Source organism: Kribbella sp. NPDC005582, assembly GCF_040605415.1.
Taxonomy (GTDB): Bacteria; Actinomycetota; Actinomycetes; order Propionibacteriales; family Kribbellaceae; genus Kribbella.
The window spans coordinates 213342-229926 of record NZ_JBEXCU010000008.1; the positions used below are offsets into that span (position 1 = coordinate 213342).

At 68.1% G+C, this 16585-nt stretch carries 19 protein-coding genes; 10 read left to right on the forward strand and 9 right to left on the reverse strand.

Annotation, left to right across the window (positions count from 1 at the left end):
* Nucleotides 1-31: 31 nt before the first annotated feature.
* The gene (locus ABZS29_RS35000) at nt 32-460 is read right to left on the reverse strand and encodes a thioredoxin family protein (protein ID WP_355468724.1); all 429 of its coding nucleotides are present in this window, start codon (nt 458-460) and stop codon (nt 32-34) included.
* Nucleotides 461-524: 64 nt separating this feature from the next.
* Nucleotides 525-953, reverse strand: coding sequence for an alternative ribosome rescue aminoacyl-tRNA hydrolase ArfB (arfB, locus tag ABZS29_RS35005; RefSeq protein WP_355468726.1), 429 nt, complete (start codon nt 951-953; stop codon nt 525-527).
* 46 nt (nt 954-999) lie between these two features.
* Between arfB and ABZS29_RS35010 the strand changes: the two genes are divergently transcribed.
* From ABZS29_RS35010 to ABZS29_RS35020, 3 genes are read left to right on the forward strand one after another with little or no spacing between them, the layout of a single operon-like run.
* Nucleotides 1000-1653 carry a hypothetical protein gene (locus tag ABZS29_RS35010; protein WP_355468727.1) on the forward strand — a complete coding sequence of 218 codons (654 nt, stop codon included), beginning with the start codon at nt 1000-1002 and terminating at the stop codon, nt 1651-1653.
* Complete coding sequence (locus ABZS29_RS35015; protein WP_355468729.1) at nt 1650-2216, forward strand: hypothetical protein; 567 nt, start codon at nt 1650-1652, stop codon at nt 2214-2216. Before ABZS29_RS35010 ends, ABZS29_RS35015 begins: the two co-directional genes overlap by 4 nt.
* Nucleotides 2213-2824: a hypothetical protein gene (locus ABZS29_RS35020; RefSeq protein ID WP_355468731.1), complete on the forward strand. Its 612-nt coding sequence runs from the start codon at nt 2213-2215 to the stop codon at nt 2822-2824. Before ABZS29_RS35015 ends, ABZS29_RS35020 begins: the two co-directional genes overlap by 4 nt.
* On the opposite strand, the gene ABZS29_RS35025 is transcribed toward ABZS29_RS35020, so the two are convergent.
* Nucleotides 2787-4157: a hypothetical protein gene (locus ABZS29_RS35025; RefSeq protein WP_355468991.1), complete on the reverse strand. Its 1371-nt coding sequence runs from the start codon at nt 4155-4157 to the stop codon at nt 2787-2789. The two genes, ABZS29_RS35020 and ABZS29_RS35025, sit on opposite strands and share 38 nt — an antisense overlap.
* Nucleotides 4158-4201: 44 nt before the next feature.
* Complete coding sequence (locus ABZS29_RS35030; RefSeq protein WP_355468733.1) at nt 4202-4915, reverse strand: response regulator transcription factor; 714 nt, start codon at nt 4913-4915, stop codon at nt 4202-4204.
* Nucleotides 4916-5048: 133 nt separating this feature from the next.
* Here ABZS29_RS35030 and ABZS29_RS35035 point away from each other — a divergent pair, with 133 nt between their 5' ends.
* Together ABZS29_RS35035 and ABZS29_RS35040 are read left to right on the forward strand one after the other, a co-directional pair.
* On the forward strand, nt 5049-5288 hold the full coding sequence (locus tag ABZS29_RS35035) for a MoaD/ThiS family protein (RefSeq protein ID WP_355468735.1): 240 nt from the start codon (nt 5049-5051) through the stop codon (nt 5286-5288).
* Nucleotides 5289-5422: 134 nt separating this feature from the next.
* Nucleotides 5423-5728 carry a hypothetical protein gene (locus ABZS29_RS35040; RefSeq protein ID WP_355468736.1) on the forward strand — a complete coding sequence of 102 codons (306 nt, stop codon included), beginning with the start codon at nt 5423-5425 and terminating at the stop codon, nt 5726-5728.
* 31 nt (nt 5729-5759) lie between these two features.
* Here the strand turns inward: ABZS29_RS35040 and ABZS29_RS35045 are convergent, their stop codons facing one another.
* Nucleotides 5760-7538: a bifunctional metallophosphatase/5'-nucleotidase gene (locus tag ABZS29_RS35045; protein WP_355468738.1), complete on the reverse strand. Its 1779-nt coding sequence runs from the start codon at nt 7536-7538 to the stop codon at nt 5760-5762.
* Between the two features lie 126 nt (nt 7539-7664).
* Here ABZS29_RS35045 and mshD point away from each other — a divergent pair, with 126 nt between their 5' ends.
* The 3 genes from mshD to ABZS29_RS35060 all read left to right on the forward strand — a co-directional run bounded on the left by mshD (nt 7665) and on the right by ABZS29_RS35060 (nt 10262).
* Nucleotides 7665-8597: a mycothiol synthase gene (gene mshD, locus ABZS29_RS35050; RefSeq protein WP_355468740.1), complete on the forward strand. Its 933-nt coding sequence runs from the start codon at nt 7665-7667 to the stop codon at nt 8595-8597.
* A gap of 160 nt (nt 8598-8757) precedes the next feature.
* A complete protein-coding gene (locus tag ABZS29_RS35055) occupies nt 8758-9354 on the forward strand; it encodes a DUF6318 family protein (protein WP_355468742.1) in 597 nt (198 codons plus the stop codon).
* A 518-nt stretch (nt 9355-9872) separates the two neighbouring features.
* Entirely contained in the window at nt 9873-10262 is a 390-nt protein-coding gene (locus ABZS29_RS35060) for a PKD domain-containing protein (protein ID WP_355468744.1), read from the forward strand.
* Here ABZS29_RS35060 and ABZS29_RS35065 read toward each other — a convergent pair.
* Nucleotides 10259-11314, reverse strand: coding sequence for an alpha/beta hydrolase (locus ABZS29_RS35065; protein ID WP_355468746.1), 1056 nt, complete (start codon nt 11312-11314; stop codon nt 10259-10261). The genes ABZS29_RS35060 and ABZS29_RS35065 overlap by 4 nt on opposite strands.
* Nucleotides 11315-11390: 76 nt before the next feature.
* Between ABZS29_RS35065 and ABZS29_RS35070 the strand changes: the two genes are divergently transcribed.
* A complete protein-coding gene (locus ABZS29_RS35070; RefSeq protein ID WP_355468748.1) occupies nt 11391-13550 on the forward strand; it encodes an RNA degradosome polyphosphate kinase in 2160 nt (719 codons plus the stop codon).
* Nucleotides 13551-13559: 9 nt separating this feature from the next.
* Entirely contained in the window at nt 13560-14438 is an 879-nt protein-coding gene (locus ABZS29_RS35075) for an NUDIX domain-containing protein (protein ID WP_355468750.1), read from the forward strand.
* Here the strand turns inward: ABZS29_RS35075 and ABZS29_RS35080 are convergent.
* The 3 genes from ABZS29_RS35080 to ABZS29_RS35090 form a co-directional block, all read right to left on the reverse strand.
* Complete coding sequence (locus ABZS29_RS35080) at nt 14425-15327, reverse strand: hypothetical protein (RefSeq protein WP_355468752.1); 903 nt, start codon at nt 15325-15327, stop codon at nt 14425-14427. The genes ABZS29_RS35075 and ABZS29_RS35080 overlap by 14 nt on opposite strands.
* Nucleotides 15328-15386: 59 nt before the next feature.
* Complete coding sequence (locus ABZS29_RS35085; protein ID WP_355468754.1) at nt 15387-15785, reverse strand: hypothetical protein; 399 nt, start codon at nt 15783-15785, stop codon at nt 15387-15389.
* A 100-nt stretch (nt 15786-15885) separates the two neighbouring features.
* Entirely contained in the window at nt 15886-16551 is a 666-nt protein-coding gene (locus ABZS29_RS35090) for a response regulator transcription factor (protein ID WP_355468756.1), read from the reverse strand.
* Nucleotides 16552-16585: the final 34 nt, after the last annotated feature.

Below are 16585 nucleotides of genomic sequence, written 5' to 3' on the forward strand. Positions count from 1 at the left end.
GGTGGGCCATCGCGCCATCCAGATGCAGGTATCAGTTCGGCTGACGGTCGATCGCGGTGGCCAGGGCGGCGATCACATCCGGTTTGCGCGGGGCGCCGCTGGCGCGTTTCACGATCGCTCCAGTACTGTCCAGCACCAGCGTGGTCGGCGTCCGCAGGATGTCGAACTTCCGCACCAGCTCCAGGTGCGACTCCGCGTCCAGCTCGACGTGCCGGACGCCCTCGACCATGCCCTCGACCTCGGCCAGCGTCCGCCGGGTCACCCGGCAGGGCGCGCAGAAGGCGGAGGAGAACTGCAGCAACGTGGCCCGCTCGCCCAGCTCGACACCTACGTCGGCTGCGGAGACTCTCTCCACGTCACTCCCTTTCTGCCGGAATCGTCCGTCGATCCAGGTTTTGAGCACACTGAGCACCACTCCGGCGACGAGCGCGCCAGCCAGCACCCACAGTCCTAGGCTCACAACAAACCAGAGTACGTCGGTGGATTTTCAGCTCCAGCGATCGTTTCACTCCGTGGACACGCGGTTAGTCGTCGGGGCGGGAGCGCAGCCGTTTGGTCTGGCCGCGGCGCTTCTTGTCGTCGAGCCGGCGCCGCACCGCGCCCTTGCTGGGCTTGGTCGGACGCCGCGGCCTCGGCGGCGGTGCGATCGCCTCTTTGAGCAACGCCACGAGCCGGGCACGTGCCGCCTCGCGGTTGCGCCACTGCGACTTGTACTCGGAGGCCGCGATGGTCAGTACGCCGTCCACCAGCCGGCTCTGCAGCCGCTCCAGCGCCCGCTCCTTCAGTACGCCGGACAGTGCCGTCGTACCGGCGAGGTCGAAGCTGAGCTCGACCCGGCTGTCGGTGGTGTTCACGGACTGCCCGCCCGGTCCGCCCGAGCGGGAGAACCGCCAGGACAGCTCCCCTTCCGGGATCACCAGCCCCGGTCGCACGATCAGCCCGGTTTCCTCCACACCCCTATTACACCGTGTTGCCCCTGGTGCTCGTTACCCTTTTCCCGTGCAGGAGACGGGGACGCCGGGGCGGGCCGAGCAAGCGCAAGGACAAGAGCAGGAGCCCGAAGAGCTTCCGGAGCTGGCGGACCTCAAGGTTCGCGGGCGGTCGGTCAAGACCTGGGTGATCGGCGCGGGCGCCGTCGTACTGGCGATCTCGGCGGCTTTCGGCGGCCTGAACAAGGCTTCGGCCGAGGTCCCGCCGCTGACCGCCGGGGCGGCCGTGGACGCCGGGCGGTTCGCGGTGACCGTCGAGCGGGTCGTCACCGTCAAAGACCTGAAGCCGCTGTTCCAGCCCGAGCCCGGCGGCGCGCTGATCGCGATCGTTGCCAAGGTCAAGGTGACCGACGACATCGGTACGACGCCACCGTCGGACCTGTTCCGGCTGGTCGGCGTACCGGGGATCAAGGAGACCGAGGCGCCGATGGGCACCACCACCATCGACGACGAGACGATGAACCCGGTGCTGACCCCGGAGTCCGAGCAGGAGGTGGCCTTCGTCTGGAAGCTGCCGAAGCTCTCCGAGCTGCCGACCGAGGTCAAGGTCGCCGTGCAGGGCTACAAGCACTACGACGAGTCGCTGCTGGACCACCACGAGAAGTGGCTGCCCGACGAGCTCGCCGGTGAAGGCACCGTCAAGGTCAAGGACAACACGAAGTGACCGGCCGCAAACTCGTCAACGGCGTCCTGGCGGCGTTCGTCCTGGTCGCGATCATCGGGCTCTACCGGCTGACGCCGACGCAACAGGACATCCAGGATCCGACCCCGGTGAACGGCATCGTCGGCCGCGCGGTGGACGCCGGCCGATTCACGCTGACCGTCGACGCCGTGCGGGTCGGCAAGACCCTGAAGATCCCGGGCAGCGCGCCGGACCGCAAGACGAAGACGAGCTTCGTGGTCGTCGACGCGACCGTCACCGCGACCCAGGAGCCGATCCACCTGAACCAGGTGCAGATCCGCAGCTCCGACGGGATCACCTATCTGGGCGCGAACCGCAGCGGCCTGGACCGGGTCGACCTGACCAGCTTCCAGTTCGCGCCCGATATCCCGGCGCACGGCTCGTTCGTGGTCGAGATGCCGGCCGACAAGTTGCCGGGAGCAACGTTGCAGGTGATGGAGAAGGCGATCATGAACGACCTCGAGCCCGAGGTGAACGTCCCGCTCGGCGACAAGACTCCCGAGGTCGGCGCCGTCGTCACCTTCGCCCGGGTGAGCACCTCGTGACCGGGGCGCGCCGGGCCCGCCGAGGCTGGTTGAGCAAGAACGTCGCCGCTCTGGCCTCGCTGGTGATCACCGTGCCGCTGGCCGGCTGGTGGACGACCAGGGAGGACTACAAGTCCTGGTACGACGCCGAGCCGCGCGACCCGGTCGTGGTCGCCGACGGCGGGACGCCGTACCAGGGAGCGACGTGGTTCGCGGCGAGTGTCGAGGAGAATCCGCCGGCCAAGCGGTCCGGGGCCGCGGATCCGATGCCGCCGAACACGACCCGGATCCGGGTGCACTTCCGGCTTCAGGTGGACAATCTGGCGACGCTCGACCAGCCCGGGCTCGGCGGCTGCCGGGCGCATCTGCGCGCCCCGGACGGCCGGATCTGGGACGAGGACATCCTCGCCGACGACTACCAGGACCGGCCGAACAGCTGCACCGGCGGGTACGACGACAAGCCGCAGAGCTGGCGTGGTCCGCTCGCCGAGTACTACGTGAAGCCGGTCGCCGGGAAGCCCTACGAGATCACGGCGGTGTTCGTCGTACCGACGTCGGTCGCGGCCAGTGTGCAGCCGACGATGACGTGGGCTACGACCGCGCCTCAGTACCTGGCATTCCCGAGGTAGCGGCGGTCAGGTCGGCGACGCCGCCCTGCTCGCTGTCGTCCTGCTGGTAGACCGCGTGCGTACCGCGGTCCAGGTAGCCGGCCAGGCCACCGATCATCCGGTCGTACGCGGCCGCGAGCAGGCTGACCTGCAGCATGATCTTCAGCCCGTCGGTGATCAGGGTCAGCGGCTCGTCGATCACCAGCCAGAACGGCAAGGTGTGCGGGCCAAGCACCCAGAGCTTCAGAGCCATCCAGACACCGCTGGCGAGGAACGTCACGATCGCCCAGGCGAGGAAGTAGCCGAGCATCGGGCGCACCCCGGAGCGGATCACCAGCCGGAACGCGTCCATCACCGGCGTCCAGCGATCCTTCCAGTCCGCGACGACGGAGTTGCCGGCCGCCTGCACGAACCGCGGCGTCTGCTGCCAGCGGTTCGTGATCCGGTCGAAGCGCCAGCGCGGTGCCTTCTGCGCCTTGTGCACGGCGCGGCCGTAGATCACCGCGGTCATTGTGATCCACATCAGCGGCAGCACCGCGGCACTCCACAGGTCACCGACACCGGCCGCGATGAATCCGGTCACGGCGTCCCAGATCTCGCGGACCTGGCTCACGCCCAGCACGTTGTCGAGCACCGAGACGTAGGCATCGTGCAGCCACTGCCAGATCACGCGCTCCTGCAGCCACTGCTTCGGCGACGGGACGTACGACGACGCCTGGTAGATCACCACGAAGATCCAGAGGGCTTCGAGATAGGTGACGAACAGCTTGCGGACCGGGCCTTCGTCCTCGCGCTTCCACTTCTTGAACGCGAAGCGGAGCAGGTAGGCGACAACGCCGAGGCCGATGAACAACCAGGTCGACAACGACTGCAGCCCCTGGGACGGCTCGGCTACGGCGCCGCCGCCGAGCGTCTTGGCCACAGTGTCGTTGACCTGGTGCACAGCCAGCTTGTACTCGTAGTCCAGCGCCTCGGCCTGCAAGAACTTGTACGCCGCGTAGAACGCCAGGAAGGGCAGCAGCGCGGCCGCCAGCGCGTCGACCGGACGGCTCTCCTTGCCGGGCTCGACGCCGTCCGGGGCAAGCATGCCTTCGGCAACGGCCCGGCGATGGAACGGCAGCTCACCACGCAGGACGAGGAACATCGCGACGTACATCGCCAGCGAGACCACGACGATCAGCGCCAGCACGGCGAGACCGGCCGCTTCCGCGGCGGCGCCGGCCTGCACGGCCACCCACTGCAGCCCCCGATGGGCGAGCTGCGCGATCAGAAAGACCGCAAGCAACCTCGGCCAAGCTTTGCTGAACAAGACCCCCGCGCGGCCCACCGTGGTGAGCAACGACCCCGACTCCATCGCCACGGGCAGAATCTACCTGCCCGCGGGGGCTTCGCACTGACTCAGGCCGGTGCCTCGGCCGTTTCGCGCTGGCTGGTGGTCGGCGGGACCACGAAGCGGTAGCCCACGTTGCGGACGGTGCCGATCAGCTGCTCGTGCTCCGGGCCGAGCTTGGCCCGCAACCGCCGGACGTGAACGTCGACCGTCCGCGTGCCGCCGAAGTAGTCGTAACCCCAGACCTCCTGGAGGAGCTGCTCCCGGGTGAACACCCGCCCGGGGTGCTGCGCCAGGAACTTGAACAGCTCGAACTCCTTGTAGGTGAGGTCGAGCGCGCGCCCGTTGAGCTTCGCGGTGTAGGACGCCTCGTCGATCACCACGTCGCCGGTACGGATCAGGCTGGTGTCGGGGTCCTCGTTGCGGGTCGCGGCGAGCCGGCCGATCACCAGTCGCAGCCGGGCCTCGATCTCGGCCGGGCCGGCGGTGTCCAGCAGTACGTCGTCGGCGCCCCAGTCCGCGTTGACCGCGGTCAGGCCGCCCTCGGTGACGACGAGGATCAGCGGTACGTCGATGCCCGTCGTACGGATCAGGCGCGAGACACCACGGACGGCGACCAGGTCCCGGCGGGCGTCCAGCAGGACGGCGTCCGCGTCGGGGGCGTCCACCAGAGCGGCCACCTCGGCGGGCAGGATCCGGATCTGGTGCGGTAGCAACGCGAGCGACGGCAGCACCTCGGTGGAGGCCTGCAGAGCGTTCGTCAGCAGAAGCAACGTGCTCACGTTGTCCCCCTGTTCCTGTCGTAGCGCACGTCGAGCCCCTGCGGCGTCATTGCCGGGGGCCCGAGACACTGGAAAGCAACAGCAAGCTGACATAATAGCGGAAGACTTAACCGATTAGGGAGGTCGTCTCCAGATGGCGGAAGTCACCATCAGGTACTTCGCTGCCGCCCGCAGCGCCGCCGGAGCGGCCACGGCGACCGCAGAGGCCGCCTCGCTCGGGGATCTGATCAGCACGGTCTCGGCCGATCGGCCCGAGCTCGCCCGCGTCCTTTCGCTCTGCACCTTCCTGCTGAATGGCGAGCGTGCGGACGCCAGCACACCGCTCCCCGCCGGCGCTCAGGTCGACGCGCTGCCGCCCTTCGCCGGCGGCTGATCCGGGCCTGCGATCTAGACCGGTGCTGTGACAGCTGAGGTTGGTGTGATTGCTGGGACGACGGCCTTTTACGACTGTCAAGGATCCTGCTACCTTGCGTATTCCGACGTTCCACGGAAGGTCACCGATCCTCGATGGCGCACGTTGCTCCGACCTCGCACCGCCGCGCGACCCGCGCTTCGCACCGCGGTCACCGCACAGCTGACGGTCCGATCCGCCGGTCCACCTGGCTGGGTCTCACGTTCGCGATGATGCTCGGTCTCGTGCTCAGCGGCCGCAGCCACGTCGGCGTCCACGCCGGCGCTGTCACGCTGCTGGTGATGCTCGTCCCGCTCACGGTGGCCGTCTTCGGCGCAGCGCTGCGGCGGGGCTTCGGCAGTCTCGCCGCGCTCACCACCGCCGCGGCGCTGGCCTTCGTGCTGCTCAAGTTCTTCCTGTGAGTGCGGGTCGCACTCACAGGAAGAACCAGTTTCAGGAACCGATCGAGATCCGGTCCGTCGGCCCTGGGGTGTACGGGTCGTGCGCGGTCAGGTACTTCGCGAAGGCATCGATGTCGAGCCCGCCGAAGAACTTGTTCGTCGCGGTGGTGAACGCGGGGAACCCGTCGCCACCGTCGGAGAGGAAGTTGTTCGTGACGATCCGGTACGACGTACCGTCCACGATCGGCTGACCACCGATCTTCACCGAACCCGGCACGATCTTCGAGCCCGCCGCGGCGGCCGGGTTCCACGTGTAGGTGATGCCGGCAACCTGGAGCACCTTGTACTTCCCGGCCTCCGGACCGTTCACCCCGGAGAACTGCTGCTCGAGCAGGGCCTTGATCTGCGTCCCGGTCATGTCCATCGAGACCAGGAAGTTGTTGAACGGCTGCACGGTGAACGCCTGCCCGAAGGTGACCTCACCCGCGTTGGACGCGAGGTCGGCCCGGATACCGCCCGGGTTCATGAACGCCGCGACCGGCACCTTGCCACCGGTCACCGCCGACGGATCGGCCAGCTGCGCGTCCGCGATCAGGTCGCCCAGCGGGGACTCGAGCGAATCGTCCGGAGTCCGGGAGACCGACGTACCGGTGAGGTGGCCGATCACCTTGTTGGAGATCGGGGCCACCAGCGTCTGGTACTTGCTGATCAGCTCGCTGGTCCGGCGGTCGGCCGGCACGTCGCGGGTGACGATCTGGTTGTTGGCCATCGTGTTCAGCCGGTCGACGTCACCGGTCGCGTTGTTGATGCTCAGCCGGACCTCGGTGACGAGGCGGCCGAACGACGAAGCGCTGGTGACGAGGCGTGGCTGACCGGCGCTGTCCGGCAGGCTGCAGTTGTAGCCCTGGTGGGTGTGACCCGAGATGATCGCGTCGATCTCCGGGTCGAGACCCTTGTTGATGTCGACGATCGGGCCGGAGATCCCCGGGCAGCTGTTGTACGCCTTCGGGTCGGCCGGGAAGCCACCCTCGTGCAGCAGCACGACGATCGACTTCACGCCCTTCTTCTTCAGCTCCGGAACCAGCGCGTTCGCGGTCTCGATCTCGTCCTTGAAGGTCAGCCCCTCGACACCGGACTTGGTGACGATGTTCGGCGTGTTCTCGAGCGTCATGCCGATGAAGCCGACCTTGCGGCCGTCGTCGAAGGTCTTGATCGTGTACGGCTTGAACAGCGTCCGCTGGGTGTTCTCGAAGAACACGTTGGCCGACAGGTACTTGAACTTGGCGCCCTTGAACGGGTGCGCCGCGTCCGGGCAGGAGTTCTGGTTGTTCTGCCCGTCGCCGTCCGGCAGACAGCCACCGGTCTGCATCCGGAGCAGCTCGTGCCAGCCCTCGTCGAACTCGTGGTTGCCGACCGAGGCGGCCTCCAGGCCCATCCCGTTCATCGCCTCGATGGTCGGCTCGTCGTGGAACGCGGCCGACAGCAGCGGCGACGCCCCGATCAGGTCACCCGCGGCGACCGTCACCGAGTCCTGCCCCTTCGCCTCCGCGGCGGCGCGCAGCTGCTTCAGGTGCGTGGCGAGGAACGCCGCACCACCGGCCGGAACGCCGTTGATGTTGCCGCTCGAGCCGCTCGGCGCCTCCAGGTTGCCGTGGAAGTCGTTGATGGCGAGCAGCTGGATCTGCGTGTGCGTCGGCTTCGGTTTCGCCGGCGCTGCCTGGGTCACGGTTCCCCCCGTGGCCAAGCCGAGCACCGCGGCCGCGCCGACGGCGACCAGGCCCACGGCCCGGCGTCGGTTCAGCCACTTCACGTCTCGTCCTGTCAAGGCCATGTCTACTCCGTCGTCGTAGCGATCACCGCGCGGATTTGCCGCGTGGTCCCGAGAAACTAACCGACGCGCGGCAACCCTTCCAAGGACTTGGACACGAACTCACCAGGACCTTTTACGGTATTCCTTGTGACCCTCGAAGCAGTTCCCTCACCGTTGCCCCCGGCCACCGCCGCCGCCGTCACAGAGCTCGCTCGCACGGCCGCAGACAGCGACGGTGTGAACCCGCTCGACGAACGCACCCTCCTGCACCTCGACGGCGAACATCCCGGCGACCTGCACGTCCTCGCCTACGACGGCGAACCCGGCATCCTCGAACCCACCGGCCTCCAGTCCGCCCGCAACCTGATCGGCTACGCCGCCCTCTCCCCCGACGGCTCCGCCGAACTGGTCGTCACCCCGTCGTACCGCCGCCAAGGCACCGGTACGGCGCTCCTCCGCACCCTGCTCGACCACGCCGGCCCCCGCCTCGCCATCTGGGCCCACGGCCGCCTCCCCGGCGCCGACGCCCTCGCCTCCCGCCTCAACCTCGAGGTCTCCCGCGAGCTGTACTTCCTCCGCCGTACCCGCGCCGACCTCCCCACGCCGACCTGGCCCGAGGGCTTCACCGTCCGCACCTTCGTCCCTGGGCAGGACGACGCCGCCTGGCTCGACGTCAACCACCAAGCCTTCGCCACCCACCCCGAACAAGGCGCCTGGACCCAGTCCGACCTCACCGACCGCCTCCACCAGCCCTGGTTCGACCCGGCCGGCTTCTTCCTCGCCATCGATGCCGAAGGCAACCTCGCCGGCTACCACTGGACCAAGGTCGAGGACGCCACCGGCGAGGTCTACGTCGTAGGCGTCTCCCCCGCCCACCAAGGCCTCGGCCTAGGCAAAGCCCTCACCCTCCAAGGCCTCCACCACCTCCAAACCACCCGCAACCTCGACACCATCACCCTCTACGTAGACGGCACCAACACCCCCGCCCGCCACCTCTACACCTCCCTCGGCTTCACCACCGCCGCCCTCCACGTCCAATACACCCCCGTGACCCACACCACACCTCACTCCGCGTCATAACCCGCACCCCCCGCCGTCTCTTCAACACCAGGAGCCGTCCGCGCCTCTAACCCCCCAGCCGGACGGCTCCTGGCCAGTTATCCACACCTGCACGAACTGACATCCCCACCCGCCACCCCCTCCCTCTACGATCAGAGATGACTACGGAGAGGTGATACCGGTGACCCCCCGCAACACTCTGACCTTCCTGGCAGCCACCTGCCTAGCCGCCCAGACCCTCACCGCCTGCGGCCCCGGCAGCCCCGAAGCCGGCCGGCCCAACACGGCCCCACCGTCCTCGTCGGGCACGCCGAGCGGATCGACTGGAACCACGCCGACGCCAACCGCAACGAGTCCGACCCGGCCGCCAGCCGCCAGCGGATCCAGCCTCGCTGCCGGCGAAGCGTTCATCAGCTTCTACGTCACGCTGATGAACCATGCGTCCGAAACCGGCGACACCGGTCCGCTGCTTGCCGACAGCGACAAAGGCTGCATCGGATGCAAAGGGATCGCCGACTTCAGCCGGAAGGTCAACGCGAAAAACGGCGGTCTGAAGGGCGACTACAAAGACCGCCTGGCCACCGTCAAGGAAATCTATCGGGGAGCCGACACGAAGAAGGTCGGCGGTTCGGCCACGATCAAGAGCGGTGCCTACGAGGAGCGGCCGTCACCAAGTGCTGCCCCCGTGTCGCACACTCCGGGCACCGGGACCATGGAGTTCACCCTGCTGCTCCGTGATGGGAACTGGGTGATGTACGAGATGCAGATCAACCAATGACCGGCGCTCCGGCCCGATCATTGTGGACGACGGCGATCGTCGGCCTGATCCTCGCTGGAGCCGGACCCTGCACTGCGGCGTTCGCCGCTCAGCAACGGCCGGTCTCGGCTCTCGTCCCCGCAAGGGCGGACGGCAAAACCCCAAAGCCAAACGTCACGGGGAAGAAAACCGAGTGGGGCGCGAGCGTGTCCGGCCGTACAGAGCAGCGCGGGCGGCACCTGACGAGACCAGCAGCTCCATCCCACAAGCCCCGCAAGTCGCTCCTAACCTCTCCTGGCCGCCGACCACAGAAGCGGCCCCAGAACGATCCTGCACCGATCCGGTTGAACATTGGGATTTGTGGGCGCGTGACACCCGATGGGACGATTCCTGGGCCTACGCGGTGTCAGCCGACTGGGCCGATCCAGCCGCGGCAGCCGGTGCGTCCTGGTACGCCGCCTCGCGTCGTACAGCCTCGGCCTGAGGACATCACGTGGGAGCAGGTGCTGGCTGAGTCCAAGGACGTGATTTTTCCGAAGTTGACGGTTCATGTGCAGCCCAAGGATCGGACGCTCGTCAACATGGAGACGATCGTCTACACCGACGACAAAGGCATCACTACGGTCCCCGTGAACGTCGCCGGGATCAACGTCATTGTGACGGCGGTGCCGCGCAACTACACGTGGCATTTCGGGGACGGGACGAGCAAGACCACGGAATCGCCGGGGAAGCCGTATCCGTCGAAGGAGATCACCCACAAGTACATGAAGCGGGGTGACCTGCGCCTGTCGGTCACGGTCACTTATGACGCGAGTTTCGATGCTCCCGGCGTGCCGACCCGGTACCTTCCCAACATCCCGATCACCGGCCCCTCGACGCCGTTGCGGGTTCGGGAGGCTGTGCCTGTGTTGGTGGATCCGCCTCGTTAGTGGAGGGCTGCTTTTAGGTGCTCGGCGAGGGTGGTGATGGCTTCGGCGGTGGCGCCGGGGATTGCTTGGAGGTTGTAGTGGCCGTGGGGGAGGCCGGGGTGGTTGAGGTGGGTTACTTCTACGCCGGCGGCGGTTAGGGCTTCGGCGTACTCGATGCCTTCGTCGCGGAGGGGGTCGAAGCCGGCGGTGGTGATGAGGGCTGGCGGGAGGCCGGTGAGGGAATCGGCGAGGAGCGGGGAGACGATCGGGTCGGGGCGGATCGCGGGGTCGGGGGTGTAGTGCTCGCGGTACCAGAGGATGTCTTCTTCGGTGAGGAGGAAGTTGTCCGCGAAGAGGTCTCGGCTGGGGCGGCGGCCGACGAGGTCGACGGCGGGGTAGAGCAGGACCTGGAGGGCCGGGCGGGGGAGGTCGCGGGCGACGGTTTGCTGGGCGACTACGGCGGCCAGGTTGCCGCCGGCGCTGTCGCCGCCGATGGCGATCAGGGCGGGGTCGACACCGAGATCCTCGGCGTGTTCGACCGCCCAGGAGAAGGCGGCGAGCGCGTCCTCGGCGGCAGTGGGAGCGGGTGCCTCGGGGGCCAGGCGGTAGTCGACCGACAGGACGCGGAGGCCGGCGTCGGCGGCGAGGGCGCGGCAGAGGGCGTCGTGGGTGTCGAGGTCGCCGACGACCCAGCCGCCGCCGTGCAGGAAGACGAACAGGCCGCGGCCGGGGTCGCGCGGGACGTACAGCCGCGCGCCGAGCTGGCCGTCGGCGCCGCGGACGGTGAGGTCGGTCACACGCTGTAGCTCGCGCGGGTGACCGGCGACCAGCTTGGTCACGCTGCGCATGTGTGCGCGGGCCGCGGCGGCGGTCGTCTTCGTTGTGCCGGGCAACAATGACTCCACGCGCAGGAGCAACTGGATCTCGGGATCGAGGGTGTTGCCGTCGATCTGGATCGGGGCGCCGGCCAGCCGCCGCCGGACGGCGGTGGGGAGCGCGTAGAGCGGCGTCAGCGCGTTCGCCTGTACGGCGGACACGGTGCTTCGGAGCAAGGCGTCCAGTCGAGGGTTCACAAGGAGTGACGCTAGCAACAAGATCCGGCGGTCCGCCGACATGCCCTCCGCAACCTTGTGTTCACCAAAGGATGGGATGCTGGTCAACGTGGCTGGAGACTTGCTGGCATCCCACAATCGGGAGTACGACGTCGAACCGCCGTACGACATCGCGGCAGCGGGCGATCTCCCGGAGGACCGCTTCTCCGATCGGGAGCTGAGCTGGCTGGCGTTCAACCAGCGGGTGCTCGAGCTCGCGGAGAACGACACGGTCCCGTTGCTCGAGCGGGCCAAGTTCCTGGCGATCTTCGCGAGCAACCTGGACGAGTTCTACATGGTCCGGATCGCCGGTCTGAAGCGCCGGATCGCGGCCGGGGTCGCGGTCAAGGCGGCCAGCGGGCTGCTTCCGCGCGAGGTGCTCGACCGCAGCCTGACCCGTAGCCGCGAGCTGATGGACCGGCAGGCCGACACCTGGCGCAAGGTCGTTCAGCCCGCGCTGACCGAGCAGGGCATCGACATCCTGCGCTGGGTCGACCTGGAGCAGAGCGAGCGCGACGAGATGACCCGGTTCTTCCGGGACCGCGTCTTCCCTGTGCTGACGCCACTGGCGGTCGACCCGTCGCACCCGTTCCCCTACATCTCCGGCCTGAGCCTCAACCTGGCCGTCGTGGTCCGCAACCCCGACACCGGTGGTGAGCACTTCGCGCGCGTGAAGGTGCCGCCGCTGTTGCCGCGGTTTGTGCAGGTGGCGGAGGGTCGGTTCGTCCCGCTGGAGGACGTGATCGCGGTCCATCTGGACCAGCTCTTCCCGGGCATGGAGGTCACCCAGCACCACACCTTCCGGGTGACCCGCAACGAGGACCTCGAGGTCGAGGAGGACGACGCGGAGAACCTCCTGGTGGCGCTCGAGAAGGAGCTGCTGCGCCGACGGTTCGGTCCGCCGGTCCGGCTCGAGGTCGAGGAGTCGATCGATCCGCAGGTCCGGGCACTGCTGCTGTCCGAGCTGGGTGTCAAAGAGGCCGAGGTGTTCGAGCTGCCCGGTCCGCTGGACCTGCGCGGCCTGTTCGCGATCGCCGGTCTGGACCGCGCCGAGCTGAAGTACCCGGCGTTCGTCCCGTCCACCCACCCGCATCTGGCGGAGGTGGAGACGTCGAATCCGGCGGACATGTTCTACGCGCTCAAGCAGCGCGACGTGCTGGTCCACCACCCGTACGACTCGTTCTCGACCAGCGTGCAGCGGTTCATCGAGCAAGCGGCTGCCGATCCGCATGTGCTGGCGATCAAGCAGACGCTTTATCGCACCTCCGGCGACTCCCCGATCGTCGACGCCCTGATCGATGCGGCCGAGGCCGGCAAGCAGGTCCTGGTGCTGGTGGAGATCCAGGCGCGCTTCGACGAGCAGGCCAACATCAAGTGGGCCCGGCAGCTCGAGCACGCCGGCTGTCACGTCGTGTACGGCGTGATCGGCCTGAAGACGCACTCCAAACTCTCCATGGTGGTGCGTGACGAGCCCGACGGCCTGCGTCGCTACGTCCACATCGGTACCGGCAACTACCACCCCAAGACGGCACGGCTCTACGAGGACCTAGGTCTGCTCACCAGCGACAAGGTGGTCACGGAGGACGTGGCGCACCTGTTCAACCACCTCTCCGGTTTCGCGCGCAACGCGGGCTACCGCCGGATTCTGGTCGCACCCCAGTCCGTACGGCGTGGTCTGCTCGAGCGCATCAACCGTGAGGTCGGGCATCACCTGGCCGGTCGCCCGGCGCGCGTCCGGATCAAGGTGAACAGTCTGGTCGACGAGGCGCTGTGCGACGCGCTCTACCGGGCGTCACAGGCCGGCGTACCGGTTGACCTGTGGATTCGCGGCATCTGCACCATCCGGCCGGGGATCGAGGGGCTGTCCGAGAACATCCGCGTCCGCAGCATCCTGGGCCGGTTCCTGGAGCACAGCCGGGTGTTCTGGTTCGAGAACGGCGGCGAACCCGAGGCATGGATCGGCTCGGCCGACCTGATGCACCGCAACCTGGACCGCCGGGTCGAGGTGCTCGTGCAGCTCAAGGAACCCGACCACATCGGTGAGGTCCGGGAGATGTTCGACCTGGCGCTGGACGAGGGCACCCAGTCGTGGTGGCTGCAGCCGGACAACACCTGGGAAGCCAGACTGATCGGGCCGGACGGTGAACCGCTCCGCGACCTGCAAGAAAAGCTGATCGCCACGCGTGGCCGCCGCAGAACCGCCGATCCGATTACCTAGGCTGAAGATATGAGCAACCCGGCGACGGTCATCGCCGCGGGTGGTGTCGTTTGGCGGGAGCGCCACGGCACCCGTCAGGTGCTGCTCGTGCACCGCCCTCGGTACGACGACTGGTCCCTCCCGAAGGGCAAGCTCACCCAGCACGAGCATGTCCTGCTCGCCGCACGACGCGAGATCGAGGAGGAGACCGGCGTACAGGTTGTTCTCGGTGCGCCGCTCGGCGTGCAGCGCTATCCGATCCGCAAGAACGGCGCCACGGCGGAGAAGCTGGTGCACTACTGGTCCGCCGTAGCAACCGGTGGCACCGACTTCGAGCCGAACGACGAGGTCGACAAGATCGACTGGTTGCCGGTGGACAAGGCGCGCTCACGGCTGAGCTATCCGCGCGACGTGGACATCTTGGACGCTCTGGACAAGGTGGCGCCCGTCGAGGCCACGCTGGTGCTGGTCCGGCACGCAGAGGCGGTGAAACGCAAGGACTGGGACGGCAAGGACACACTCCGTCCACTCAACTCGACCGGTACGGCGGTCGCCGGCCGACTGAGCGAAGTACTGGCTGCTCTTGGTGCCGACCGGCTGATCAGCAGCGACGCCGAGCGCTGCACCGCCACCCTGAGTCCGTACGCCGAGGCGATCGACCGGAAGCTGCACCTCTGGCCGGAGATCTCCGAGCGTGGGTACGACGCTGATCCGCACGGCCTGCGTGGTCTGCGGGACCGCGCCTGGCGGCCGGGCCGCGTGACGGTCGTGTGCTCCCACCGACCGGTGCTCCCTGCTCTGCAGCGGGAGCTGGGGCTGAAGGTCGGCAAGTTCTCCCCCGGCGCCTTCCTGGTTGCGCACCGGCTGGCTAACGGCCGCCTGATCTACGAGCGCTTCAGCGCCCCCTGAGCACCTCACGCGCCTTCGCCGCCATCGCCTCGATCTGCGGGTTCAGCCCGCTGAACTCCGCGACATGCCGCTCTACGATCTGTTGCTCGATGGCCCTCTCGTCGCGATCGATGGCCGCGAACAGTCCGCTCTGCCGGCCGCAGCGAACGAAACTGACCGCGAACGCAGCTTCGGCCTTGCTCGGCCGGTACTCGCGCGCAGGTACCGCCGGCTTGATCTGCACCTCGGCCGGCAATCCGTCCGGACGGCGTACCGCAAGCGGCTTCGCCGGTGTGTGCGTACCAAGCGCGACACCAAACTGCTTCAGGTCACCACGAGCACTGAAGGTCGCTCCGGTCTGCAACCGATGTCCCCGACCGGCCAGGCAGGCGGCCAGCTTCTTGCTATGGGCGACAAGAATCGTCTCAACCTTCCGAGCCCGCTCCTGAACCAGCGCATTCCCCAGCTGTGCATAGCGATCCCGCAACCCTGCCACCTCGATCGGTACGCCGAGGGCCGATCGGGCCGTGGTCTCGCAGCGGCCGGCGACGGCGAAGAACGCCGGGTCCTTGCGGTCGATCGCGGCCGGCTCCGCGGGTAACGCCGTACCGAATCCGTACTTTCGCGCCTCGGCCTCGGTGCGCGGGCTGATCGGCGGTCGCGACAGCCCGGCCACGGCGGCGACAGGTTGGTTGCCGAGGGCCCGTTCTTGTGGATAGCCGTTGTCCGCCAGGCAGTCGTTGAACAGAGCGCGGTCGGCTTGGTCGATCTGCGTCAGGTCGGCCCGCCGGAACAACTCGAACGGCCGGGCACCGGCCGGCAACGGCGGTAGTTCAGGCGCTCGCGACGGCGGCTCCGCAGCACAGCCGGTCGCGATCAACAGCACACTCAGTACGGCGATGGCACGCATCACGGTCCCCTTCGGCCAACCGCGGGGACGGGCGGACCCGCCCCCGCGCAGCGAGTTCGTCAGCAGCGACCGCGCTTGTGACTGGCGTTCTCGTCGTTCAGGTCCTCGGCGAAGTTCGACCAGCTGGACGACCGCTCCGGGAACTGCCAGCTGTCGTTGACCCAGTCGCCGGACTCGGTGACGCAGACCGGCGACTCGGTGTCGCGGTTCTTGATCGAGCTGGCGTTGTGGTAGAAAACCACGCCGTTGGAGAAGTTGCCTTCGTTGGCGTGGTTGGTCGACCCGTAGAAGAAGTGCCGCTGACCGCCGCCACCACCGGAGTTCTGCGCGAAGCAGATCTCGCCCGAGTTGCAGGCCAGTTGGCCGTCGCCGCGGTCCGCGCCGGCCACCGAGGCACCGGCGAATCCCAGTCCGGTGGTCATGACGAGTCCGACGGTGATTCTCGTGATTGCGCGCATGGTGTGCGCCTCCCCTGGTTTCGACGTGCCGAGCCGCTGGTCGGCCCTGCCATCGAGTCAACCGCCTGGACAGCCGCACGACCCGTGTCGTTCGGACACGTCAGCCCTGGTCGGACGGACAGGCGGCGGTGAGCAGACCTGATCGAACGGCCAGGTTGACGACATGCGCCCGATTGCGCGCCTGCAACTTCGAGAGCAGGTTCGACACGTGGTACTTGACCACGCGTTCACTGCGTTGCAGCCGGCCCGCGATCTCGCGGTCGGTGTGCCCGTCGGCCACCAGCTTCAGTACGGCGTACTCGCTCGGCGTGATTGCCTCGAGCAACTTCTTCGACGGCTCGGCGACCCGCGGCGGATCACGCAGGATCTCCGCACCGATCGCCGGACTGATCCAGCCGCCCGGCGCCGCGCCGGACCGGACGGCGACCAGGCCGACCGTGATGTCGTCCGCGCTCGAGACGATCCCGTCCAGACCGGCCGCGAAATACTCGCGCAGCCGCGCCACCGGTGGACAGTCGCCGGTGACGAGGGCAACCACCTTGGGCCCGTCGTACCCGCTCCGCAGCTGCAGCAACCCGATGATCCCGACGTGGTACGCCGTGTCCACCAGCACCACGTCCGGCCGGCCGGAACGAATCCCGTGGCTCGCGGCCGCGATGTTCTCCACCGCGCCGGACACCCGGAACCCGTCCTGCTCCTCGACCAGCGTCTGCACTCCGTCGCGAACCAGGCGGTTCGGCGCCACGATCAGCACCTCGGTCCCCATGGTTCGCACTGCAAAGGTCCCCCGACCTGTCGGC

Coding starts and splice junctions, on each gene's coding strand:
- ABZS29_RS35080 (WP_355468752.1), bottom strand. CDS start 15,327: ATGCGTGCCATCGCCGTACTGAGTGTGCTGTTGATCGCGACCGGCTGT.
- ABZS29_RS35085 (WP_355468754.1), bottom strand. CDS start 15,785: ATGCGCGCAATCACGAGAATCACCGTCGGACTCGTCATGACCACCGGA.
- ABZS29_RS35025 (WP_355468991.1), bottom strand. CDS start 4,157: ATGGAGTCGGGGTCGTTGCTCACCACGGTGGGCCGCGCGGGGGTCTTG.
- ABZS29_RS35045 (WP_355468738.1), bottom strand. CDS start 7,538: ATGGCCTTGACAGGACGAGACGTGAAGTGGCTGAACCGACGCCGGGCC.
- ABZS29_RS35070 (WP_355468748.1), top strand. CDS start 11,391: ATGCTGGTCAACGTGGCTGGAGACTTGCTGGCATCCCACAATCGGGAG.
- ABZS29_RS35035 (WP_355468735.1), top strand. CDS start 5,049: ATGGCGGAAGTCACCATCAGGTACTTCGCTGCCGCCCGCAGCGCCGCC.
- ABZS29_RS35040 (WP_355468736.1), top strand. CDS start 5,423: ATGGCGCACGTTGCTCCGACCTCGCACCGCCGCGCGACCCGCGCTTCG.
- ABZS29_RS35090 (WP_355468756.1), bottom strand. CDS start 16,551: ATGGGGACCGAGGTGCTGATCGTGGCGCCGAACCGCCTGGTTCGCGAC.
- ABZS29_RS35075 (WP_355468750.1), top strand. CDS start 13,560: ATGAGCAACCCGGCGACGGTCATCGCCGCGGGTGGTGTCGTTTGGCGG.